This window comes from Phenylobacterium sp. (genome assembly GCF_004299445.1).
Classification (GTDB): Bacteria; Pseudomonadota; Alphaproteobacteria; order Caulobacterales; family Caulobacteraceae; genus Phenylobacterium.
Genome location: NZ_SCTC01000003.1, coordinates 243,086 through 265,011 on the forward strand (window position 1 = coordinate 243,086; position 21,926 = coordinate 265,011).

Genomic DNA, 21,926 nt, shown 5'->3' on the forward strand with positions numbered 1-21,926 from the left:
ACTAAAGTCGTAGATCCCTTTCCGCGCCGTCGGCGGGGAAGGTCAGTGCGGCAGCACGGTGGGCGGCGCCATCTCGTCCTGGGTCCAGTCGCTGTTGATCAGGCGGCGCAGGTGGTCGCGTTCCGCCTTCAGCGGGCCCAGGGTGTTGAGGGCGCTGGGGTCGCGGCCGACGTCCTGCAGGGCCGCTTCGACGGCGCGCTCCAGCGCCTCCAGCTGCATCAGGAGGTCGAAGGCCTGGCGCCAAAGGACGCGGGCCCGCTCGCCGCTCTCCTTGAGAAACGGCGCCGACACGCCCGCGCGGCCGGCCTCACGCTCGACCCGGTCCAGATCGGCCTTGGTCACGCCGCTGGCCAGCAGGCGCCGGTAGAGCGCGTCCATCTCCAGATGGTCGGTCTCGTAGCGCAGGCGCACCAGTTCGTGGGCCAGCTTGTCCAGCTTCTCGTCGCCGAAGCCGCGCGAGCCCACCAGCTCGATGGAGTCGTCCAGCAGGGTCAGGTCGTGGACCGCCGCGTGGGCCAGGGCCGCCGACAGCGGCTTCGACGAGGCGCGCAGGCGCTGGGCCGCGTCCTTGCCCTCGGTCGTGGCGCCGGTCAGCACGGGCTTGCGCTTGTCCCAGCGCGCGCGCGACAGCTCCCGGCCCGCCGCCCCCACCGTGTAGACAGGCGCCCGCGTCGGCCACAGGGCCTCGTAGCGGGCCAGCAGGTCTTCCTTGTAGGCCTGAGCCAGGTCGGGGTCGGCGATGCTGGCGGCCAGCTTGCGCAGCCGCACCTTCAGCGCGGTCTTCCGCTCGGGTGTGTCCAGCGGCTCGGCGTCGTCGTGCTCGCGGCGGAACAGGGCCTCGGCGAACGGCGTGGTCTTGGTCAGCTGGGCGCGGAGCGCCGGTGCGCCCTGGTCACGCAGCACGTCGTCCGGGTCCTTGCCGCCTTCCACGATGGCGAACTGCAGGCTGCGCCCCGCCTTCAGCAGCGGCAGCGCCCGGTCGATGGCCCGCGCCGCGGCCTGGCGGCCCGCCCGGTCGCCATCGAAGCAGAGGGTGGGCTCGGGATGGTGACGCCACAGCGCCTCCATCTGATCTTCGCCCAGGGCGGTGCCCATGGGCGCCACCGCCGGGACGCCCGCCCGAATGCAGGCGATCACGTCCATGTAGCCTTCCACCACCACCAGCGGGGGCGCTTCGTCCGCCTTGGCGGCGGCCAGGATCTTACGCGCCTCCGAGAGGCCATAGAGATGGTGGCCCTTGTGGAAGACCACGGTCTCTGGGCCGTTCAGGTACTTGGCGCGCGCCTGCGGATCCATCGCCCGGCCGCCGAAGCTGACCACCCGGCCGCGCGCATCCAGGATGGGGAAGATGATGCGGTCGCGGAACCGGTCGTAGGGCGCCCCGCCCTCTTCCGGCGCCACCAACAGGCCCGCCTCGACCAGCTCGCCCGGCTTTGCGCCCTTGGTGATCAGGTAGTCCTTCAGCGCGGTGCGGTTCGACGGCGAGAAGCCGATCCGGAACCGGGCCCACTCGGCCTCGGGCAGGCCGCGCTTCTCCAGGTAGGCCCGCGCCTCGCGGCCGTGCGGGCGGCGAAGGTCGGCCTCGAACCACTGGGCCGCCAGCTCCAGCCAGTCGCCCAGGCCCTGGCGAACCTTCTCCTGCTCGGCCCCGCGCGGGTCCACCGCCGGCAGCGGCACCCCGGCCTCGCCCGCCAGCCGCTCGACGGCCTCGGCGAAGCTCAGCCGCTCGGTCTCCTGCAGGTAGGTGATCAGGTCGCCGGTCTTGCCTGACGAGAAATCGAAGAACATCCCCTTGTCGTCGTTCACGTAGAACGAGGGGGTCTTCTCCTTGTTGAACGGCGACAGGCCCACGTACTCGCGGCCCTGCTTGCGCAGCTTGACGGTGCGACCGATCACGTCGGACGGCCGAAGCCGCGACTTGATCTCCTCGAGAAAACGTTCGTCGAACCGCCCGACCATCACACCGAGCCTTCACATCTCCCGGCGGCGAGCGCGAGAGAGTCGCAAGCCGCACCCGTGGATGCGCCGATTCCCCTGTGGGCGACCTGTGGGAAACCGTTGGGCTCGCTCGCTGTCAAAAGCGGACGTATGTCGCCGATGATCGGGCCGGCCACTTTCGCTCCCCGTCCCCCGCCGCCTGCGCGGCAGGGGTCGAGAAGCAGGTCGGTCACGACGCGGGAAGCGTGTCGGCCAGGGCCGCCAGCTGCGGCTTGCCCGAATTGGCCAGCGTGCTCTTGTAGGTGGCCACCACGCAGGCGCGGTGCGCCTCGATCATGGTGATGGCGACTTCGCGCTTCAGGCAGGCGCGCTGGGCAGCGGCCCAAACGGCGCGGCTGACTTCCTGGGGAGTCTTGCCGTCCAAAGCCACTTTGGCCGTGCCGGCGGCGGCGGGGGCGGCGATGAGGGCGCTGGCGGCAAGCGCCAGGGCAAACGTGCGCATCATGGTCGTTCCTCGTCTAGCTGAAGGGCGACCCAGTTCCTGTTCATTCCCTGTCCGGACGCGCAGGCTCTTACGGCCGAGCTTTCCGGACGCGCGTTACTTAGTGACCAACGTTCGCATCGCAAGGGTATGCCAACCGGAAAAGGAGCACCCGGTCGCGAAGGCGGACGGCTAGCGACTGAGCCCGCCCTACTTCGCCTTGTCCATCAGCCCGGCGAAGCGCTCGAACAGGTAGAGGCTGTCCGTCGGCCCCGGGGAGGCTTCGGGGTGATGCTGGATGGAGAAGACGGGCTTGTCCTTCAGCGCCAGGCCGGCGTTGGTGCCGTCGAAGAGCGAGACGTGGGTTTCGACCACCGGCTCGGGCAGGCTGTCGCGGTCGACCGTGAAACCGTGGTTCATCGAGACGATCTCGACCTTGCCGGTCGTCAGGTCCTTCACCGGGTGGTTGGCCCCGTGGTGACCCTGCTCCATCTTGACGGTCTGGGCGCCCAGCGCGCGGGCCAGCATCTGGTGACCCAGGCAGATGCCGAAGACGGGCTTGCCGCTCGCCACCAGCTTCTGGATTTCAGGCACGGCGTACTCGCCCGTCGCCGCCGGGTCGCCGGGGCCGTTCGACAGCAGAATGCCGTCCGGGTTGCGCGCCAGGATGTCCTCGGCCGAGGTCTTGGCCGGCACTACGGTGACCCGCGCGCCCACCGAGGTCAGCGCGCGCAGGATGTTGCGCTTCACGCCGTAGTCGACGACCACCACCTCGTACTTCGGCTGTTCGGCCGCCTTGGCGTAGCCGCCGCCTTCCCAGCTCCACAGCCCTTCTTCGTAGACGAAGGGCTGCAGGCACGAGGCGTCCTTGGCCAGGTCCAGGCCTTCCAGGCCCGACCAGGCCTTGGCCTTGGCGGCGAGCGCATCGAGGTCGAAGACGCCGTCCGGATTGTGGGCAATGACGCCGTGCGGCATGCCGTGCTCGCGGATCGCCTTGGTCAGTGCGCGGGTGTCGACCCCGGCCAGGCCGATGACGCCGCGCCGGCTCATCCAGGTCTCAAGATCGCTGTCGGCGCGCCAGTTGGCGGGCCGGGTCGGAAGGTCGCGGAAGATCGCGCCCCGAGCCGCCGTCTCGGCCGAGCCCGACATCTGCTCGATGTCCTCGACGTTCGTGCCGACGTTGCCGATGTGCGGGAAGGTGAAGGCCACGATCTGGGCCATGTAGGAGGGATCGGTGAGGATCTCCTGGTAGCCGGTCATGGCGGTGTTGAAGCACACCTCGCCCACCGCATCGCCCACCGCGCCCACGCCGATCCCCTGCAGGACCGTGCCGTCGGCAAGCACGAGGACTCCGGTGACGCCGGGCAGCAGGTCACGGCTCATGAGGGAGGCTCCTTGTGGGCAAACGGCGCGCTAGGTAGTGAGTCCCGCAGGTGCGGTCAATGCGGCGGGGGGACCTATGACCTATATCGATCCGGATCGCGAGGCCTGGGCCGTCTTCAAGACCCTGCCCAAGGGCCAGCCCATCAACATGCTGAACCTGATCCGCCTCAAGCCGAGGGCCGAATACCCCGCGGATCATCCCGATCACGGCAAGGACATCACCGGCCTCGACGCCTACCGCGCCTATGGACGCACGTCGGCCGAGGTCTTTGCACGCGTCGGCGGCCGCCAGGTCTGGGTTGGCAATCCCCGGGTCATGGTGACCGGCCCGCAGGCCGAGGCCTGGGACCTGGCCTTCATCGCGGAGTACCCCGACGCCGAGGCGTTCATCGCCATGGTCCGAGACCCTGAGTACCGCGAGCACGTCAAGCACCGCACGGCTGGCGTGGCGGACTCGCGGCTGCTTTGCCTCACGCCTCGCGAGCCCGGCGACGGCTTCGGCGAATGACCCCGGGCGTCGCCCTCGACCATATCCTGTTCGGCGCGCCTGACCTTGAAGTCGGCGTCCGCGAGGTGACCGCGCGGCTGGGCGCGACGCCCGCGCCGGGCGGCGTCCATCCCACGATGGGCACGACCAATGCGCTGCTCTCGCTGGGCGGCGGGGTCTACCTGGAAGTCCTGGCGCCTGCGCCCGGCCACACCGAACTCCGTGGATTCGGCCAGCAACTTGCCGGACTCGAGACCCCGGCCCTCGTGAACTGGGCCGCCCGGGCTTCGGACCTTGAGGCCGTGGCTGCGGCGGCGACCGCGGCTGGGCTGGCCCCGTTGGGCCCCGTCCCGGGTTCGCGCCGCACCGAGTCCGGCGACCTCCTCGAGTGGCGGATGCTGCTGATCGGCGGCCACGATTTCGGGACCTTCATCCCCTTCTTCATCGACTGGGGCGCGACCCCGCACCCCTCGATCACCTCGCCGACCGGCCCACGCCTCGTGCGGTTCAGCGTTGCCCACCCCCGCGCCGCCGAACTCGCCGGCCTCTACCGCGCGCTAGGTCTTGAGATCGAGGTGGCCGAGGACGCCAGCCCCCTCTTCAACGCAGAGATCGAAGGCGCCGTCCTCACGGGGCCCTAGCGGCAGAAAACGAGGGAAACTTGTCATTTAGGCCAGCGCTGATCTGAGAGAAACTGACGCCATGCTCGCCCTCCGACCCAACTGCGAATGCTGCGACCGCGACCTGGCGGTCGACAGCCCCGACGCCCGCATCTGCACGTTCGAGTGCACCTTCTGCGCCGAGTGCGCCGAGGTTCGCCTGGCGGGCGTCTGCCCGAACTGCGCAGGCGAGCTGGTCCGGCGGCCGATCCGCCCGGCTGCCGCCCTGGCCCGTTTCCCGGCCTCGACCGAGCGGGTGACCAAGGCTCACAAGGCCTGCGCGGCCTGAGGCGGGTACAGCGCCGCATCCAGCGCCGCGAACAGGGCCTCGACCCGGATGGGCTTGGCGATGTGGCCGTCGGCGCCCGCCGCGGCGGTGGCGGCGCGATCTTCGGCCGAGGTGTTGGCTGACAGCACCACCGCAGGCGTACGCGGCCGGCCCAGAGCCCGCTCTTCGCTTCGGATGGCGCGGATCGCCGATAGGCCGTCGGTGACCGGCATCCGCAGGTCCATCAGCACCGCATCGAAGCCGCCGACCCGCCAGGCCTCCACCGCCTCGAAGCCGTTCTCCACGGTCACCACCTCGACGCCGGCGGCCTCCAGCATCAGCTCCAGCACCTTGCGGTTGGTGGGGTTGTCGTCCGCCGCCAACACCCGCAGCGGCCGGTCAGGGACGGCCCGAACCGGATGGTCGTCGGGCGCGAGGTCGACGCCGCCATAGTCCAGAAGCCCGTTCACGAGCCGATCGAGCTGGCGGCCCGCGGCGCGGATCTCTGAGACCAGGGCGCGCTGGTCGGGCCCCAGGTCGGTGGCGTCCAGAGCCTGGGCCAGCCCGAGCACGCCGTTCAGGGGCGTGCGGAGCTCGTGGCTCATGTCGGAAAGGAACTCGGCCTTGGCGCGATGGGCGGCCTCGGCGTGGGCCAGCGCCTGCTCCAGCGCCTCGGCCTGGCGCTTCATCTCGGTGATGTCGACCCGCAGGCCGATGACGCCTCCGTCCGAAGTGCGCCGCTCCTCGATCATCAGCCAGCGGCCGTCGGCCACCTGCTGCTCATGGCGTTCGCCCGTGGCGGTGGCGAGCTTGGCCTCGCGCGCCGCCAGCCACTCGGCCTCGCGACCGACGGCGTCGGGATAATCCCCCCGCCGCACCCCCTCGCGCAGGGTGTCGATCAGGCGTGCGCCGGGCCGGAACAGGTCGGCCGAACGGTGATAGATCTCGGCGTAGCGCCGGTTCCACAGGATGTAGCGACCCTCGGAGTCCAGAAAGACCACGCCTTCCGGGATCGCGTCGATCGCGTCGCGCAGCCGGCTCTCGGCCAGATCGGCCTGAGCCTGCGCCCGGGCCACGGCGTGGCCGCCGACCAGCCTGGCCAGCCATCGCTGCATCGCGCCCGCTCCACAAGAACCGCCCGTCAGCAAACTCCCCGAAATGGGTTTCGAAACCCTTGCGCCATAAGGGATTGCGTGGGTTCAGACGCGCCCGCATCGCCCGCCCGTGGCGATTGCACACCGATGGGTCCGCGGCGTATGGGCGAGGCCATGCGCATTACGACGGTCGGCCTCGATGCCGACGACACCCTCTGGCACAACGAGACGATCTTCCGCCTGACCCAGGACCGGTTGCGGGAGATGCTGGCCGACTTCGCCGACCACGAGACCACCAACACCAAGCTGGCCGAGGTGGAGCGTCGCAACCTGCGGCTCTACGGCTACGGGGTGAAGGGGTTCACGCTGTCGATGATCGAGACGGCGATGGAACTGGCCGGCGGAGAGCCGCCCGGCCGCCTGATCGCCGACATCCTGGCCGCCGGCCGCGAGATGCTGGCCCACCCCGTCGAGCCCCTGCCCGGCGTCGAGGAGGCGCTGCACGACCTGGTCGACGGTTATCGCCTGGTATTGATCACCAAGGGCGACCTGCTGCACCAGGAACAGAAGCTGGCCGCGTCTGGGATGGGCGAATTGTTCGCGGGCGTCGAGATCGTCAGCGAGAAGGACGCCGGCACCTACCGCCGCGTCTTCGAGCGCTTCGGCACGGGCGCCGAAGAGGCCGTGATGGTCGGCAACTCCATGCGCTCCGACATCCTCCCGGCCCTCGAGGCCGGCGCCTGGGGCGCCTACATCCCTTACCACATCACCTGGGCCCACGAAGTCGCCGACCCGCCGGGCGAGCACCCGCGCTTCGCGGAGCTGGAGAGCATCTCCGACCTGCCGGCCTGGGTGCGCGGACTCAGCTGAACCGCCCCGACGCGGCCAAAGGCTAAGCCGACGTCATTCGCCACGATGTCACAACCGCCGCCGCCCCTCCGTCCTAGGCGCAAAGGACCGGATGGAGGGCGTGGATGCGCGCGTGGGATCGATACCTGGCAGGGGTGATGGCCCTTCTGCTGGGGGCCAACGGGGTGGTGATGCTGGGGGCGTCGCTGGCCTGGTATGACGCCGTGCCGGGGGTGGTCACGACCGGACCGTTCAACCCGCACTTCATCAAGGACATCGGCGCGATCTACGTCATGTGCGGGCTGGGACTGGCCTGGTTCGCGTGGCGGCCGGCCGCCGGCTGGGCGGCCATGGCCACAGCGGCCGCGTGGCTCACGATGCACGCGGCCATCCATGTCTACGACGCCACCTGCGGGTCGAGCCCGCTGGCTGACGTCCAGCGCGACTTCGTAGGCGTCTACCTGTTCGCCGCGATCCCGCTGGCCCTGGCCCTGTTCCGCAAACCCCGCACGATCGGAGCCTGACCCATGCTCAAGACCTTCCTGACCCGCTACCTCGACAAGTTCGAGAAGGCCTTCAACTACGACGCCGGCTACATGCGCCACGTCCTGCGCGTGAAGCCCTGGAGCCTCATGAAATTCAGTCTGGGCACGCAGGCCCTGGACCCGTCGGCCGCCCCGCGCGAGCTGCTGGTCGCCGCCGGCCTTTACGGCACGCTCACCGAGGACTGCGGACCCTGCGTGCAGGTGGGCGTCGACATCGCTGCTGCGAACGGCGTGGACCCGCAGATCCTGCGCGCCATCATCGCCGGCGACGAGCGGGCGATGGGCGAGACCGCCGCGCTGGGCTACCGCTTCGCCCGCGCCAGCCTGGCACGCGACATGGAGGCGTGCGACCCGCTGCGCGACGAGATCGTCCGCCGTTTCGGCGACCCGGCCCTCGTGGCCGTGGGCCTGGCCCTGGTGGCGTCTCGCATGTACCCGACGCTCAAGTACGCGCTGGGCTACGGCAAGACCTGCTCGCGGGTGAAGGTCGCCGGAGAGACGGTCGCGCCCCTTCGGCTGGCGGCCTAGGATGGCGACGATGGATGCGGCCCTGATCGACGGCTTCGAGGCCAATCGCCAGCGTCTCAAGCGGCTGGCCTATCGCATGCTGGGCTCGGTCAGCGAGGCCGAGGACGCCGTACAGGACGCCTGGCTACGCTGGCAGCGGGCGGGCGCCGACGTTGCCGACCCCGCGGCCTGGCTGGTGCGCACGACGACGCGGCTCTGCATTGATCGCCTGCGCGCCGCCAAGGCCGAGCGCGCCGCCTACAAAGGCCCCTGGCTGCCCGAGCCGCTCATCGAGCCCCTCACCGCCGATCCGGTGGAACGGGCCGAGGAGGTGTCCGTGGCCTTTCTGCTGGCGCTGGAGCGGCTCTCGCCCCTGGAGCGAGCCGTCTTCCTGCTGCACGACGTCTTCGAGCAGGACTACGCCGAGGTGGCCGAGACGCTGGACCGCAAGGAGTCGGCCGTCCGCCAGCTGGCCAGCCGCGCCCGCGAGCACGTCCAGACCGCGCGGCCTCGCTTCACCGTCGACCATGACAAGGCGCTGAAACTGGCCGCCGCCTTCGCCGCCGCCAGCGCCACCGCCGATACGAAGGCGTTGTCCGAGCTGCTGGCCGAGGACGCGATCATGGTCTCGGACGGCGGCGGCAAGCGGACGGCGGCGCTACGGGTGCTGGTGGGCCGCGACGACGTCATGGGCCTGATCCAGGGCATCGTGTGGCGCCACGGCGACATGGGCGTGAAGTCTGTCGAGGCGGTGCGCATCAACGGCGCGCCGGGCCTGCTGCTGCAGATGGCCGATGGCCCCGAAACCTTCGCTTTCGAGCCCGACGAGGACGGCCGGATCGCCGCCATCTACGTGATGCGCAACCCCGACAAGCTGCGGCACGTGTAGGATCTCCCACAGGGCCATTCCGCTTCGAATGGGGTATTCATCTCACCAGCCGATATGCTCAAGGGCCGCTGGCAGAATCTGCAGGAACACATCGAAGTCATCCTGCAGCGCTTCGAAGGTCCCGCCGGGTGCGACGTTGGCGTCATAGGCGAATGTCACGTCGCCGCTGTCGTCGATGTAGGCGCGCAGATACCGTTGCTTGCGGTTCCACGCGTTCACCTTGTCGGCCGAGACCGGATCCTTGACGTCGAAGCTGGCGACGAACTGCAGGGCCCGGCACCGACCCTCCGCGCAGTCGTAGAGATCCACGCTGAACTTCACGCCGCCCGCCGTGGCCGATTCCACATAGGGTTCGCCGTCGTCGGTCTTCTGAATCTTGGGCTCGTGGCCCACCGACTTCAGCCAGGCCGAGACCTCCTCGACCGTCATGCCCTTGTCCGAAATCGGACGCGCCTGCGCCGACCCGGCCGCAAGCGCCAGGCAGGCCGCGGCGGCCAGCAGGTGACGGATCATGCCGGGCCTAGAGCTTCGAGAGCTTGCCGACGCCGATGACCGGGCCCGATGGGCCGTCGGGGCTCTTCGAGCCGCCTGGCGGTTCCAGCGAGACGGCCAGCGCCGCGCCGTCGGCCATCTTGGCCAGAAGCTCGGTCGGCAGGGCGATGACCTTGGCCTTGCCGCTCTCGACCAGGCCCAGCGACTTCGGCTTGTCCTGACCGGCGATCAGCCACAGCTCGTGCACCTTGTCGCGCTCCGAGCCTTCCGGCAGCAGCGAGGTGACGATCAGCGACTTGCGGTCGGGGTCATAGGCCGCCACGAAGAGCGGCTGCACGCGGCTGTCCTGGCTGACGACGCTGGCGCTCAGCAACTGGCCTTGCGGCGAGACGGGGACCTGCTTCTCGATCGTGACGGGCGGCTGGTTCACCTGGACCACCACGGCCGCGAGACTGGCGGCGGCGAGAGCGAAACCGCCCATGGCCGAGTTGCGCCAGAACTTCAGGCGGTTCATCAGCGCGCCGTTGTCGTTGGCGGGCAGCAGCCGCTCGATGCGGCGCCATAGCTCGGGCGACGGCGGCGCAGAGGCGACGGAGTCCAGCATGGGGGCCAGGCGATTGCGCCAGGCCTCGACATCGGCGGCGAACGCCGGGTCGGTGGCCATGCGGGTCTCGGCAGCCGCCCGTTCGCGGGCGTTCAGAACCCCCAGCGCGTGCTCGGCGGCCAGGGCTTCGGCTTCGGAAAGATCGGGAGCTTCGCTCATGACTCGAGACAGCCCTTAAGTTTCGCCAGTCCCCGACGAATCCAACTTTTCACCGTCCCCAGTGGCGCATCCATCCGGCGCGCCAGGGCTTCGTACGTCACCCCCTCGAAGAAGGCGGTGCGAATGACTTTTTCCGTCCGGTCGTCCAGCTCGCTCAGGCATCCCTGAAGGCGATTGCTGTCGTCGGCGGCCTCGAGCAGCGCCTCGGCCCCCACAGACCCGTCGGCGATCTCGAGGTCGTCCACCTGTTCGGCGTAAGCCATCGGACCGCGGGCGCGGAGACGGTCGATCGCACGGTTCCGTGCGATCGTGGACACCCAGGTCATCACGCTCGCGCGGGCGCCGTCGAAACGGTCGGCTCGTCGCCAGATGGTGACGTAAACGTCCTGCAATACGTCCTCGCTCTCCTCGCGGTCGGAGAGGATACGGAGGCAGACGCCAAAAAGCTTCGCGGAGGTGGCGTCGTAAAGTTGTCGCAGGGCCTCGCGCTCACCGGCGGCGATGCGGGACATCAGCGTGGAGAGGACGTCTGGCGTCGTGGCTACAGCGGCCAATGGAGGTCCCTGGGGCAAGCGTTCGCGTGCGACGAACTGACACGGCGAAGCTGCCTGTCCGCGCGCGCGGATGCAAGCGTTGGCGTATCAGGGATTGCGCATGATGGTCACCGGCTTGCCCGGCGGGGCCTGGTCGATGGTCATCAGCCGCACCGGTTCGTCGCCCACGACGACGGCCTCGTGCCACTGGTCGACAGCGTCCACCATCCAGTCGCCGGCGCTGGCCTGCCGACTCTGCCCGGTCTCCAGATTGCGCACTTCCAGCCGTCCAGCCAGCACCTGGACCACGCGCGGATAGGGATGCTTGTGCGCCGCCAGCTTGCCGCCGACGGGCAGCTGCGTCTGAGTGATCGTCACCCGCAGATCGCCTGACGGCGCCCGGATGGGCTGACCCGACAGCGTCGCGTCGAGGATCACCGGCGTGCCGACGGTGACGGGCTGGGCCGCGGCCGGGGTGGACAGCACCAGGGCGGCGAGAATGAGAGTTCGCATGCCGCGAGCCTGCCTCACTTCTGCGGCCGCGTCAGCGCCCTCCACCCACTTCGTGGTCCCTCTCCCCATTGGCGTCCCGGAGGAACTGAAGCGGATCGCCCGCTTCGAGTTCCTCACGCGCTTGCGGAGGAGCCCGTAGTCGTGGAGGGGGCGCTGGCCTCCGGCGGGCCTACGCCGCCTGAACTCTCAGCGTGGCCTTGCGGGTGGCGGCGCGTTTTTCCTTGGCGCGCTCCATGCGTTCGGCATGGCGCTCTTCGGCCTGGCTCTTGAGCAGCGGCAGGAGCTCCAGCGCGGCGGCCTTCTGCTTCTCGTCGCCCTGTTCGACCAGCCTCTGCGCGTTCGCCAGCAGGTTCACGACCTCCTCGTCGCTGAGGGTCGGGATTCTCTCCAGCAGGCTCATGGGAACTCCACTTCGACTGCGCCGACGGTCGGCGCTCGTGGGAGATAGAGCGTGAGGCTCCGGTTAGTTGCGTGATTCCACAGAGAAATTTCCGGGAACCAAATCGTGTGTTCGGCTGCGTCGAGAGAGCGGGTTGCGTGACCGGGCGCGGGTCTCTATTGGGGCGCCTTAACCTGAAGTTCTGACCGGCGCCGGCGCGCGTTTTCGCGCGGCCGCCCATTCGCGCGAGACCGATGCCCAAACGTACCGACATCTCCTCGATCCTGATCATCGGCGCCGGCCCCATCGTCATCGGCCAGGCCTGTGAGTTCGACTATTCGGGCGTCCAGGCCTGCAAGGCGCTGCGCGCTGAGGGCTACCGGATCGTCCTGGTGAACTCGAACCCGGCGACGATCATGACCGATCCGAACGTCGCCGACGCCACCTACATCGAGCCGATCACGCCCGAGATGGTCGAGAAGATCATCGCCAAGGAACGCCCGGACGCGCTGCTGCCCACCATGGGCGGCCAGACGGCGCTGAACACCGCGCTGGCGCTCGAGGCCAACGGCGTGCTGGCCAAGTACAATGTCGAGATGATCGGCGCGAAGGCCGACGTGATCGACAAGGCCGAAGACCGCCAGAAGTTCCGCGACGCCATGGACAAGATCGGGCTGGAAAGCCCCAAGTCCAAGGCCGCCCATTCGATGGACGAGGCCCTGGAGGGGCTCGAGCTGGTGGGCCTGCCGGCGATCATCCGCCCGTCGTTCACCCTCGCCGGAACCGGCGGCGGCATCGCCTACAATATCGAGGAGTTCCGCGAGATCGTGGAGCGCGGCCTCGACCTGTCGCCCACCACCGAAGTGCTCATCGAAGAGAGCGTGCTGGGCTGGAAAGAGTACGAGATGGAGGTCGTCCGGGATAAGGCCGACAACTGCATCATCGTCTGCTCCATCGAGAACATCGACCCGATGGGCGTGCACACCGGCGACTCCATCACCGTCGCTCCCGCGCTGACGCTGACCGACAAGGAATACCAGTGGATGCGCCGCGCCTCGATCGCGGTGCTGCGCGAGATCGGCGTCGAGACCGGCGGCTCCAACGTGCAGTTCGCGGTGAACCCCGCCGACGGCCGTATGGTGGTCATCGAGATGAATCCGCGCGTGTCGCGCTCTTCCGCGCTGGCCTCGAAGGCCACCGGGTTCCCCATCGCCAAGGTCGCCGCCCGTCTGGCCGTGGGCTACACGCTCGACGAGCTGATGAACGACATCACGGGCGCCACGCCCGCATCGTTCGAGCCCTCGATCGACTATGTGGTCACCAAGATCCCGCGCTTCGCCTTCGAGAAGTTCCCGGGCTCTGAACCTTACCTCACCACCCAGATGAAGTCGGTCGGCGAGGTCATGGCGATCGGCCGCACCTTCGCCGAGAGCCTGCAGAAGGCGCTCCGCGGCCTGGAGACAGGCCTGAGCGGCCTGGACGAAGTCGCCATCGAGGGCGGCGACGATCCCGAGATGGGCCACGCCGCCATCCTGCGCGCACTGGCCACCCCCACCCCAGACCGCCTGCGCGTCATCGCCCAGGCGTTCCGCGCCGGCCTGACGGTCGAAGAGGTGCACGGCGCCTGCAGCTATGAGCCCTGGTTCCTGCGCCAGCTGGAAGCCCTGGTGAAGACCGAGGAGGCCATCCGCAAGGACGGCCTGCCCGCCGACGCGCCCAGCTTCCGCAAGCTGAAGGCCGCCGGCTTCTCGGACGCCCGCCTGGCGAAGCTGACGGACGCCACCGAGAAGGCCGTCCGCCAGCAGCGCCGCGCCCTGGGCGTGCGCCCGGTGTTCAAGCGCATCGACACCTGCGCCGGCGAGTTCCGCGCCTCGACCCCCTACATGTACTCGACCTACGAGACGGGAGCTCTGGGCCAGGCGCCCGACTGCGAGAGCGATCCGTCCGACCGCAAGAAGGCGATCATCCTGGGCGGCGGGCCGAACCGGATCGGCCAGGGCATCGAGTTCGACTACTGCTGCGTCCACGCCGCCTACGCGCTGGACGAGATCGGCGTCGAGTCGATCATGGTCAACTGCAACCCCGAGACGGTTTCGACCGACTATGACACCTCCGACCGCCTCTACTTCGAGCCGCTGACGGCCGAGGACGTTCTGGAGCTGATCGACGTCGAGCGCGCCAAGGGCGAGCTGATCGGCGTGATCGTCCAGTTCGGCGGCCAGACCCCGCTCAAGCTGGCCAAGCCGCTGGAAGACGCCGGCATCCCGATCCTGGGCACGAGCCCCGACGCCATCGACCTGGCCGAGGACCGCGAGCGCTTCCAGCAGCTGCTGCACAAGCTGCAGATCGCCCAGCCGGTGAACGCCATCGCCCGCACCCGCGACGAGGCCTTCGCCGGCGCGCACAAGGTGGGCTATCCCGTCGTGATCCGCCCCTCCTACGTGCTGGGCGGCCGGGCGATGGAGATCGTCCGCGATGACGAGCAGCTCGAGCGCTACATCACCACCGCCGTCCAGGTGTCGGGCGACAACCCCGTCCTGATCGACCAGTACCTGCGCCGCGCCACCGAGGTGGACGTCGATGCCCTGTGCGACTCCACGGGCGCGGTGTTCGTGGCCGGCGTGATGGAGCACATTGAGGAAGCGGGCGTGCACTCGGGCGACTCGGCCTGCTCGCTGCCGCCCTTCTCGCTGCGTCCCGAGACCATCGCCGAGCTGAAACGCCAGACCGAAGCCATGGCCAAGGCGCTGAACGTGCGCGGCCTGATGAACGTGCAGTTCGCGATCGAGGAGCCGACCAGCGCCAACCCGCGCATCTATGTGCTCGAGGTCAACCCGCGCGCCAGCCGCACGGTGCCGTTCGTGGCCAAGACCATCGGCGAGCCCGTGGCGGCCATCGCCGCCAAGCTGATGGCCGGCAGGCCGCTGTCGGACTTCAACCTGGTCGACAAGCCCTACGACCATATCGCGGTGAAGGAAGCGGTGTTCCCGTTCGCCCGCTTCCAGGGCGTCGACACCATCCTGGGCCCGGAGATGCGCTCGACCGGCGAGGTCATGGGCCTGGACTGGATCCGGCCCGGCGAAGGCCCCGGCCCGGCGTTCGCCCGCGCGTTCGCCAAGAGCCAGCTGGGCGGCGGCACCGTGCTGCCCGCCAAGGGCTGCGCCTTCATCTCAGTCAAGGACGCCGACAAGGACTGGATCCTGGAAGCCGCCCAGATCATTTCGGCCCAGGGCTTCCGCATCCTGGCCACCACCGGCACCGCCGCGTTCCTCGCGGACAACGGCGTGAAGGTGGAGGTGGTGAAGAAGGTCCTGGAAGGCCGCCCCCACATCGTGGACGCGATGAAGAACGGCGAGGTCCAGCTGGTCTTCAACACCACCGAGGGCAAGCAGTCGCTGAAGGACAGCTTCGAGATCCGCCGCACGGCTCTGATGATGAAGATCCCCTACTTCACCACCACGCCCGCCGCGCTGGCCGCCGCCCGCGCCATCGCGGCGGTGGCCGAAGGCCCGCTGGAAGTGCGTCCGCTGCAGAGCTACGCGTGATTAGGTTCTCTCGCCGCGGTGCGGCGGGAGTGGGCCTAAAGCCGAGGCAGCCCCCTATCGCGACCGCCAGTGCGCGCCGATGAACGCGCGCAGGTCGCGGTAGCAGATGACCTCCATCTCCCGGAGCGCGGTCAGCTTCTCGGCAACACCGCCCCGGTCGAACCGCGTACGGGCCTTGGAGACGGCCGCGAGGTAGGCCGCATAGCGCTCGGCGTCTCCCGCCAGCAGGCGCCCGTCGTTGAGCATCGCAAGGGCCATCACCGCGACGACCGCCCCGGCCGTGACTTCCAGGGCCAGCTTGACATCGGTGTCTCCCAGCGCCCGGCCCATGCCCAAGACCAGCACCGCGGCGATCGCGCCGGTGACTCCCGCGGCGCCCAGCAGCAGCCGGCTCAGCATCCTGACCACCGCAGCCCGCTGGCCCGGGGCGCCCAGCGAGGCGCCGAGCTTCCGCTCCACATAATCGATCTGCCCGTCCATCCGCTGCCCGCGCAGCAGCCGCAGCAGCAGCTCCAGCTGGGCCGAGGGCTCAGGCGGCGGCGGCGGGTTCGACCACTCGGGGGCCACCCAGGCCTCGGCGTCGTCATCGACCGGGCCGGCGAGCTTCGGGACCTGGCCGGGCAGATCCTCGGGCTCGGGCAGATGATCCAGCAGACGCCCGCGCGCCATCTTCCACTCGCCCAGCGCGGCATCGTCCGTCATGGCCCGCGACACGAGGTCGAGGTTGGCGAGCACCGCCTGGAAATACAGCGCCCTGACCCGTTCGGCTCCGAACCGCTGGCCCAGCGCGCGGGACTTCGATTTCGCGCCCAACCTGTGGAACCCCATGATCGCCAAGCCCGCGACCACCAGCGCGGCCGCCAGCATCTCCACCGCCCGCTCGGCGCCGATGGCCAGCGGCGAGGCCAGCGCCAGCACCAGACCCAAAGCCGCCACCGCCACCGAGAGCAGACCGAACCTGCGGTCGCGCAGGCCGTGCTGCGTGGCCGGCGGATCGTACTTGGCGAAGAGAGCCCGCAGCTCGGGCCAGTCCAGCACCCGCAGGGCGGTCGGGTGCCGCGCGCCCAGCGCCGCCCGGGCCTCCTTGGTCTGCAGGACGTCGTCGTTCGTCCAGTCGGCCAGGGCGTCCTGGAACAGGCCGTGACGCGCCTCCGCGCTATCGACGCTCCGCCCAGCCATCGCCATCGCTCACGTCCCCCGACCGCCCGCGACCTGCCCGCCGCCCCGCACCACTATAGCTCAAGCCTCGCCGATCACGGCGCCACGGTCGCCAGCGGCCGCACATGCTTCAGCAGCGCCTTGTGGAAAGCCTCGGGCATGGCGAACACCGCGTTGTGCCCGCCGCCCGGCAGGATCGCCCAGGTCTTCGACGGCGCCTGGAGGCGGTCGAAGTATTCGCGAGCCAGGACCGTCGGGGTCTGGATGTCCTCGTCGCCCTGGATGATCACCACCGGGACGGGGATCGGAGCCGGCGCCGCGCGGTCGGTGTAGGTCATCATCTCCCCGTAGAGCCGGCTCACGCTGAACTCGCCGGCCTTGAGCCAGTCGCCGATGTCACCCAGTCCCGCATCGGGCGCCGAGAGCGCCGCGGTGACGGCCTTGGGGTAGAGGTCGCGCTCGCTCGCGGGTGGATGGGCCATCAGGATCTTCCGCTCATCCAGCAGCTCGGCCATGTCGGCGTAGGGCGGCGGGCCGATGGCTTTCAACTGTTCGAGCGCCTTGGTCTCGCCGCGCGCCGTCAGCCGCGCCACCAGGCCGTCGTAGCCCACGGCCTCGTTGGCGGCCATGTCGACCACCTGCCCGGCGCCCACGTAGGCGTGCAGCAGGTCGGGCCGCCGACGGGCGACCTGGACGCCCACGATAGAGCCCCACGACACGCCCAGCACGATCGCCTTGCTTTGCCCCGTGCGCGCCAGGGCGTGCTGGACCACCTCGACGGCGTCGGCCGAGATCCGGTCGATGGACATCGTCCCCGAGCCCTCGGGTCCGTTGCGCCCGAACGTCCGGCCGGCGCCGCGCTGGTCCCATTGCACAACGGTGAAGTCGCGCTCCCAGGGCCGCATCGCGTCGTAGGCGATCAGCTGGAACGCCGCGCCGGGACCGCCGTGCAGGATCACCAGCACCGGGTTGTCGCGATCCTCGCCGCGGATCGAGACCCACTGGTCGATGCCGCCGATGCGGACGAAGCCCGCCTCGCTGATCGCGTCCGGTCCTGTCAGCGCCAGCCGCTCGGCGGCCTGCGACTGGCGCAGCACGCGGTAGCCGGCCAGACCTGCGCCCACGACGACGAGCAGCGCCAACAGTCCCAGCAGGCCCAGCCCAATCTTCCGCAGCATACGTCGCCCCCGCGCTCTCCGCCGGCATTAGACGCCATCGCCGCCGCGGCCGCGAGGGGGGCTATGGCGCGTTCGGGCGACCCTGGCCGGCGTTCAGTCGTCGTCGTCGTGATCCGCGTGGTCCAGGGCGGCATGTTCGCCGCCCTCGCCGGCCTCGGCGTTCGCGTGCGGGAGGAAGGCTTGGGGGTCGATCCGCATCGCGCCCAGCATCGCCGCGGCGACGGCGAGCCCCGCCAGCGGCAAGGCGTAGATCGCGGCTGGCTTCGCGTCCGCGCCGCCGGGATGCCTGTCGCTGGGCTTGCGGCCCGTCACCATCGCCCGCATCAGGTTCTCGCGGGTGGCGAACGACATGAAGACCACGCCGGCCACGTGGACGCCGATCACGGCCAGGAGGCCGTAGGCCAGCTCCTCGTGCAGGTCTTCCCCGCCGCCGGTCAGCAGGGTGATCCCGGTGACCACCGAGCCCGCGACAAGGGCCAGCATCGCCACGACGGCCAGCGCGCCCAGCGGATTGTGCCCGAGTTCGGCCGCTGGCTTGCGCCGCAACAGGTCGCCAACGTGGCTCACGAGCCGCCCGGGTCGCAGGAAGTCGGCGAAGCGGGCGTGCTCCCCGCCCAGGAACCCCCAGACCAGCCGAAACACGATCAGGATTCCAGCGATCCAGCCCGCGGCCTGGTGCCACTGCGCCAGTGCGCTGTCCTCCTCGGACGACAGGAAGGCCAGCACGATCACGGCCACGAGCGCCCAATGAAACAGCCGGGTGGGCAGGTCCCAGACCTTGAGGCTGGCGGGGCGTTGGAGGAGGGTTTCGGTCATCGCATCAATCCCGATCTGTTGGCCCGCCCGCATCCCGGTTAGGCGCGGCCCGCCCCTGCGCCCATGACCTCGATCAATGCGCGCGCTTGGCTATTCGGTCAGAGAGGGCGAGCCTGGGCGCAATCGCCTCTCACTCCCAATCGCAAGGACCCGCCATGGCGCCCCGCCATCTCGAACGCCACATGGTCCAGCGCATCGGCTGGCTGCGCGCTGCGGTGCTGGGCGCGAATGACGGCATCGTCTCGACCGCCAGCCTCGTGGTGGGCGTGGCCGCCGCCTCTCAGGGGCGCAGCGAAATCCTGCTGGCCGGCGTGGCTGGCCTGGTCGCCGGGGCGTTCTCGATGGCGGCCGGTGAGTACGTGTCGGTCAGCTCTCAGGCCGACACCGAGTCCGCCGACCTGGCCCGGGAGCGCGGCGAACTGGCCACCCAGCCGGCCTTCGAGCGCGAGGAATTGGCGAACCTCTATGTCGCTCGAGGCGTCGAACTGGGCCTCGCCCGCCAGGTGGCCGACCAGCTCATGGCCAGGGATGCGCTGGGCGCCCATGCGCGCGACGAACTGGGAATCTCCGAGATCACCACCGCCCGCCCGATCCAGGCCGCGCTGGCGTCGGCCCTGACGTTCTCGGCCGGAGCCGCCCTGCCCTTGCTGGCGGCGCTGCTGGCGCCGCCGCCGCTGATCGTGCCGGTGGTGTCGGCCGCGGCGATCCTGTTCCTGGCCATACTGGGCGCGATCGGCGCGAAGGCTGGCGGCGCGGGCATGGGCAAGGCCGTCGTGCGCGTCACCTTCTGGGGGGCGCTGGCGCTCGCGGCAACGGCCGGCGTCGGCGCCCTGTTCGGCGTGGCCGCTTAGGACTCTTCCTCGTCCTCGGCGGCCTCTTCCTCGGTTCCGGACTCCAGCACCTTCATCGCCTCGTGGAAGCGCTTGAGGGCGCCGATCGAGGCCTGCACGCGCTGGGTAGCGGCGGCGACGTCGCCCTGGGCGCCGTTGATAACCGCCAGGTTGGTGCTGGCGATGGCGTCCGCAAGAGCCTTCAGACAGCCCTTCAGCGCGGCGAAGTCGGCCGCGACGTCCGGCCCCTCTTCGCCGTCGTCGCCGTCATCGATGAAGTCGTCGAGGTGGACCATGCGCGTCTCCGGAATTCCGCCGGCTAAGTGCCGCCGGATGCCGCACAAGTCCATGGCGCATAGCCTGGAGCCATGCCGGCGGCGCCTTCGCGTCCGCCGCGATGGTGCTAGCCTCGTCGAAACGAGAGGGAGGCTAGGCGTGCTGAAGGCCGTGCTGGGGGTGTTATTCGCGGTGACGCTGGCGGGCGCGGCGAACGCGGCGTCGAAGCTGGAGACGATCGAGCTCACCTCGAAACTGGTCCCCTCGCCGGTGAAGGTCGCCGTACTTCTGCCCGACGGCTACCAGCCCAGCCAGAAGCTGCCCCTGATCCTGATGCTGCACGGCGGCGGCGGCGACGAGGGCTTCCTCACCCAGATGCGGCCCATCGTCGACGCGGCCTGGGCGGCGAACGAGGTGGCGCCGGCGGTGGTGGTCACGCCCAACGTCCAGCGCTCGCTCTACATGGACTACAAGGACGGGTCGCAGAGGTGGCAGACCTTCCTTGTCACCGAGATGATCCCCGAGCTGCGCCGTCGCTACGGCCTGTCTGCCGAACGCAGCAAGACCGTGGTCACGGGCATCTCCATGGGCGGCCTGGGGTCTTTGCGCCTCGGCTTCGACCACCCGCAGGTGTTCGGCGGCCTGGCGGCGCTGGAGGCCGGGATCGAGCCGGCGCTCAGTTTCGACGACGTGAAGATGCGCAACCGCTTCCAGCGGAATGACGCGTTCTTCAAATCGATCTTCGGCGACCCTGTGGACGGCGAACTCTGGAAGCGCTCCAATCCGGCCAACATGGTCATCGCCAACCGCGAGGCGATCCTGGCCAGCAAGCTCGCCATCTACATCGAGGTGGGCGACCTCGACATGTTCCACCTGGATGAGGGCGTGGAGTTCCTGCACCGCGTGATGTGGGACCATGGCGTCCCCCATGAGTACCGGCTGGTCCGCGGCGCCGACCACCTGGGCAGGACCATGCAGCCGCGCATGCGTGACGCGCTGAAGTTCCTGGACCGCGAGGTCCTGCGGCCCGGCCCGCCCGATGACAGCTTCGCCGACCGCAAGGCCGCGATCGATCGCCTGCGCCGCTCGATGGGCGTGCCCGACGGCGAGCCGCGCCCTCCCTTCCCTTCGACGAGCCCGGCCCGATGACCCTCCTTCGCCGCACCCTGCTGGCCGCCGCGCCCGCCGCCCTGGCCCTGCCCGCCAAAGCCGCCGACACCGCCGTGCGCGGGTCCAAGGCCTATTCCGAGAGCGCGATGGTCATGACCGTCGGCCTCGACGGCGGCAGCGCCATGACGCTCCGCTTCTGCCGCTTCCCGGTCGAGGGACAGACCTGGCTGTGGTGCCACATCTTCCACGAGGGCCGGTTCTACGCCTTCACCAGCCACGACCTCCCATGCGGCGGCGACCGCCTGGCCGGCGCTCAGGTGGCGGAGTATCGGGCGAGCCCGTTGAAGGCCGAACTGATCCGTGTGCGGCGGGGCGGCGGCGCCCTGCCGGCGGTGCGGCTCTCGGCCGAGCTGATGTTCCACGAAAGCCGCACCGCTCCGCACGGCCCGGGCCGGATCCCAGGCAGGATCAGCTGTCAGTTCCTGGGCGTGAGCCCCCTCGGGGCGCAGGTCCTGGAAGGCCGCGACGAGGTCTACGGCTTCGTCGACGGCGAGGTCGAGATTGGCGGGCGCAAGCTGCGCCTGAACGGCCCGTCCAAGTTCCACGAGCAGCGCCAGGAGGCGCCCCGGTTCGACCAGCCCTTCAACTATGCCTGGCTGGCCGGCGACGGCGCCAACGCCACCACGCTGCTGGGCGCCAAGGGCGCCAGCGGCGGCTGGCAGATCGACGGGGCCGAGACCGCGCTCAGCGATATGGTCCTCGATCCCCCGGGGTCCGATCGCCGCGTGATCTGGAAGTTCAAGAACGGACAGGCTGTGCCTGGACGTCTGAAGGCCTTCGTCCGCTACGAGATTCCCGTCTACGACCGCAAATGGCAGGGCAGCTTCGTGCAGGGCGACGGGCCCGGCCGCAGGGTGGTCGGCGCCGTGAACGACTGGCTGGCCGAGCCCGACATCTATGCCGCGGCGAAGGCGCGAGCCGCCGCCTGACCGCGGCATGATGGGGCCGGGACCAGGGACCCAGCGCCAAGCGCCACCACGGTTGACCCCATGACGCAGGAGGCGCAGACTCCCCTCATCGCCTGACTGAGACAGGCGGCAAGGGCGCGCCCCGGCGGCCCGCGACAAACGCCCTCTCCGCCTCCCGGCCGCATTGGCTGGGGACGGTCTGGACGGGCGCACTTCCGGGGGACGCCTCTGGCGTCTGCCGCAGCCTGGCGTGGAGACCAAAAAC

24 protein-coding genes are annotated in these 21,926 nt (G+C 69.8%); 11 read left to right on the forward strand and 13 right to left on the reverse strand.

Annotated features, from left to right (window positions below; translation table 11 throughout):
• Positions 1-42: 42 nt before the first annotated feature.
• The 3 genes from dnaG to carA form a co-directional block, all read right to left on the reverse strand.
• Entirely contained in the window at positions 43-1,959 is a 1,917-nt protein-coding gene (dnaG, locus tag EPN98_RS01410) for a DNA primase (protein ID WP_293359230.1), read from the reverse strand.
• Positions 1,960-2,167: 208 nt separating this feature from the next.
• Positions 2,168-2,443, reverse strand: coding sequence for a hypothetical protein (locus EPN98_RS01415; protein ID WP_293359233.1), 276 nt, complete (start codon positions 2,441-2,443; stop codon positions 2,168-2,170).
• A 186-nt stretch (positions 2,444-2,629) separates the two neighbouring features.
• A complete protein-coding gene (gene carA / locus EPN98_RS01420) occupies positions 2,630-3,802 on the reverse strand; it encodes a glutamine-hydrolyzing carbamoyl-phosphate synthase small subunit (RefSeq protein ID WP_293359236.1) in 1,173 nt (390 codons plus the stop codon).
• Positions 3,803-3,878: 76 nt separating this feature from the next.
• Here carA and EPN98_RS01425 point away from each other — a divergent pair, with 76 nt between their 5' ends.
• The 3 genes from EPN98_RS01425 to EPN98_RS01435 all read left to right on the forward strand — a co-directional run bounded on the left by EPN98_RS01425 (position 3,879) and on the right by EPN98_RS01435 (position 5,237).
• Positions 3,879-4,310: a DUF1330 domain-containing protein gene (locus EPN98_RS01425; RefSeq protein ID WP_293359239.1), complete on the forward strand. Its 432-nt coding sequence runs from the start codon at positions 3,879-3,881 to the stop codon at positions 4,308-4,310.
• Complete coding sequence (locus EPN98_RS01430; RefSeq protein ID WP_293359242.1) at positions 4,307-4,930, forward strand: VOC family protein; 624 nt, start codon at positions 4,307-4,309, stop codon at positions 4,928-4,930. The genes EPN98_RS01425 and EPN98_RS01430 overlap by 4 nt, the downstream gene beginning before the upstream one ends.
• Positions 4,931-4,991: 61 nt before the next feature.
• Positions 4,992-5,237, forward strand: a complete 246-nt coding sequence (locus tag EPN98_RS01435) for a DUF1272 domain-containing protein (protein WP_293359245.1) — start codon at positions 4,992-4,994, stop codon at positions 5,235-5,237.
• On the opposite strand, the gene EPN98_RS01440 is transcribed toward EPN98_RS01435, so the two are convergent.
• The gene (locus tag EPN98_RS01440) at positions 5,216-6,331 is read right to left on the reverse strand and encodes a response regulator (protein WP_293359248.1); all 1,116 of its coding nucleotides are present in this window, start codon (positions 6,329-6,331) and stop codon (positions 5,216-5,218) included. The genes EPN98_RS01435 and EPN98_RS01440 overlap by 22 nt on opposite strands.
• A gap of 153 nt (positions 6,332-6,484) precedes the next feature.
• Between EPN98_RS01440 and EPN98_RS01445 the strand changes: the two genes are divergently transcribed.
• From EPN98_RS01445 to sigJ, 4 genes are all read left to right on the forward strand, one after another.
• Positions 6,485-7,180, forward strand: coding sequence for an HAD family hydrolase (locus EPN98_RS01445; protein ID WP_293359434.1), 696 nt, complete (start codon positions 6,485-6,487; stop codon positions 7,178-7,180).
• 104 nt (positions 7,181-7,284) lie between these two features.
• Entirely contained in the window at positions 7,285-7,683 is a 399-nt protein-coding gene (locus tag EPN98_RS01450; RefSeq protein WP_293359251.1) for a hypothetical protein, read from the forward strand.
• Between the two features lie 3 nt (positions 7,684-7,686).
• The gene (locus EPN98_RS01455; protein WP_293359253.1) at positions 7,687-8,232 is read left to right on the forward strand and encodes a hypothetical protein; all 546 of its coding nucleotides are present in this window, start codon (positions 7,687-7,689) and stop codon (positions 8,230-8,232) included.
• A gap of 1 nt (position 8,233) precedes the next feature.
• Positions 8,234-9,100 carry an RNA polymerase sigma factor SigJ gene (sigJ, locus tag EPN98_RS01460; RefSeq protein ID WP_293359255.1) on the forward strand — a complete coding sequence of 289 codons (867 nt, stop codon included), beginning with the start codon at positions 8,234-8,236 and terminating at the stop codon, positions 9,098-9,100.
• 42 nt (positions 9,101-9,142) lie between these two features.
• Here sigJ and EPN98_RS01465 read toward each other — a convergent pair whose 3' ends face one another.
• The 5 genes from EPN98_RS01465 to EPN98_RS01485 all read right to left on the reverse strand — a co-directional run bounded on the left by EPN98_RS01465 (position 9,143) and on the right by EPN98_RS01485 (position 11,801).
• Positions 9,143-9,613 carry a YbjN domain-containing protein gene (locus EPN98_RS01465; RefSeq protein ID WP_293359258.1) on the reverse strand — a complete coding sequence of 157 codons (471 nt, stop codon included), beginning with the start codon at positions 9,611-9,613 and terminating at the stop codon, positions 9,143-9,145.
• A 7-nt stretch (positions 9,614-9,620) separates the two neighbouring features.
• Positions 9,621-10,355 carry an anti-sigma factor gene (locus tag EPN98_RS01470; protein ID WP_293359261.1) on the reverse strand — a complete coding sequence of 245 codons (735 nt, stop codon included), beginning with the start codon at positions 10,353-10,355 and terminating at the stop codon, positions 9,621-9,623.
• A complete protein-coding gene (locus tag EPN98_RS01475; RefSeq protein ID WP_293359264.1) occupies positions 10,352-10,867 on the reverse strand; it encodes a sigma-70 family RNA polymerase sigma factor in 516 nt (171 codons plus the stop codon). Before EPN98_RS01475 ends, EPN98_RS01470 begins: the two co-directional genes overlap by 4 nt.
• 129 nt (positions 10,868-10,996) lie before the next feature.
• Complete coding sequence (locus EPN98_RS01480; protein ID WP_293359266.1) at positions 10,997-11,401, reverse strand: cupin domain-containing protein; 405 nt, start codon at positions 11,399-11,401, stop codon at positions 10,997-10,999.
• A gap of 169 nt (positions 11,402-11,570) precedes the next feature.
• Positions 11,571-11,801 carry a hypothetical protein gene (locus EPN98_RS01485; protein WP_293359268.1) on the reverse strand — a complete coding sequence of 77 codons (231 nt, stop codon included), beginning with the start codon at positions 11,799-11,801 and terminating at the stop codon, positions 11,571-11,573.
• 233 nt (positions 11,802-12,034) lie between these two features.
• Between EPN98_RS01485 and carB the strand changes: the two genes are divergently transcribed.
• Positions 12,035-15,325, forward strand: a complete 3,291-nt coding sequence (carB, locus tag EPN98_RS01490; RefSeq protein ID WP_293359269.1) for a carbamoyl-phosphate synthase large subunit — start codon at positions 12,035-12,037, stop codon at positions 15,323-15,325.
• A 54-nt stretch (positions 15,326-15,379) separates the two neighbouring features.
• On the opposite strand, the gene EPN98_RS01495 is transcribed toward carB, so the two are convergent.
• The 3 genes from EPN98_RS01495 to EPN98_RS01505 form a co-directional block, all read right to left on the reverse strand.
• Positions 15,380-16,510 carry a hypothetical protein gene (locus EPN98_RS01495; protein ID WP_293359270.1) on the reverse strand — a complete coding sequence of 377 codons (1,131 nt, stop codon included), beginning with the start codon at positions 16,508-16,510 and terminating at the stop codon, positions 15,380-15,382.
• 68 nt (positions 16,511-16,578) lie between these two features.
• On the reverse strand, positions 16,579-17,661 hold the full coding sequence (locus EPN98_RS01500) for an alpha/beta hydrolase (protein WP_293359272.1): 1,083 nt from the start codon (positions 17,659-17,661) through the stop codon (positions 16,579-16,581).
• Positions 17,662-17,754: 93 nt separating this feature from the next.
• On the reverse strand, positions 17,755-18,477 hold the full coding sequence (locus tag EPN98_RS01505) for a cytochrome b/b6 domain-containing protein (RefSeq protein WP_293359274.1): 723 nt from the start codon (positions 18,475-18,477) through the stop codon (positions 17,755-17,757).
• A 155-nt stretch (positions 18,478-18,632) separates the two neighbouring features.
• Between EPN98_RS01505 and EPN98_RS01510 the strand changes: the two genes are divergently transcribed.
• Positions 18,633-19,328, forward strand: a complete 696-nt coding sequence (locus EPN98_RS01510; protein WP_293359276.1) for a VIT family protein — start codon at positions 18,633-18,635, stop codon at positions 19,326-19,328.
• On the opposite strand, the gene EPN98_RS01515 is transcribed toward EPN98_RS01510, so the two are convergent.
• Positions 19,325-19,603, reverse strand: a complete 279-nt coding sequence (locus tag EPN98_RS01515) for a hypothetical protein (RefSeq protein ID WP_293359278.1) — start codon at positions 19,601-19,603, stop codon at positions 19,325-19,327. The two genes, EPN98_RS01510 and EPN98_RS01515, sit on opposite strands and share 4 nt — an antisense overlap.
• Positions 19,604-19,742: 139 nt before the next feature.
• Here EPN98_RS01515 and EPN98_RS01520 point away from each other — a divergent pair, with 139 nt between their 5' ends.
• Both EPN98_RS01520 and EPN98_RS01525 read left to right on the forward strand, forming a co-directional pair.
• A complete protein-coding gene (locus EPN98_RS01520) occupies positions 19,743-20,732 on the forward strand; it encodes an alpha/beta hydrolase-fold protein (protein WP_293359280.1) in 990 nt (329 codons plus the stop codon).
• On the forward strand, positions 20,729-21,682 hold the full coding sequence (locus EPN98_RS01525) for a hypothetical protein (RefSeq protein WP_293359283.1): 954 nt from the start codon (positions 20,729-20,731) through the stop codon (positions 21,680-21,682). Before EPN98_RS01520 ends, EPN98_RS01525 begins: the two co-directional genes overlap by 4 nt.
• The last annotated feature ends 244 nt before the right edge of the window (positions 21,683-21,926 follow it).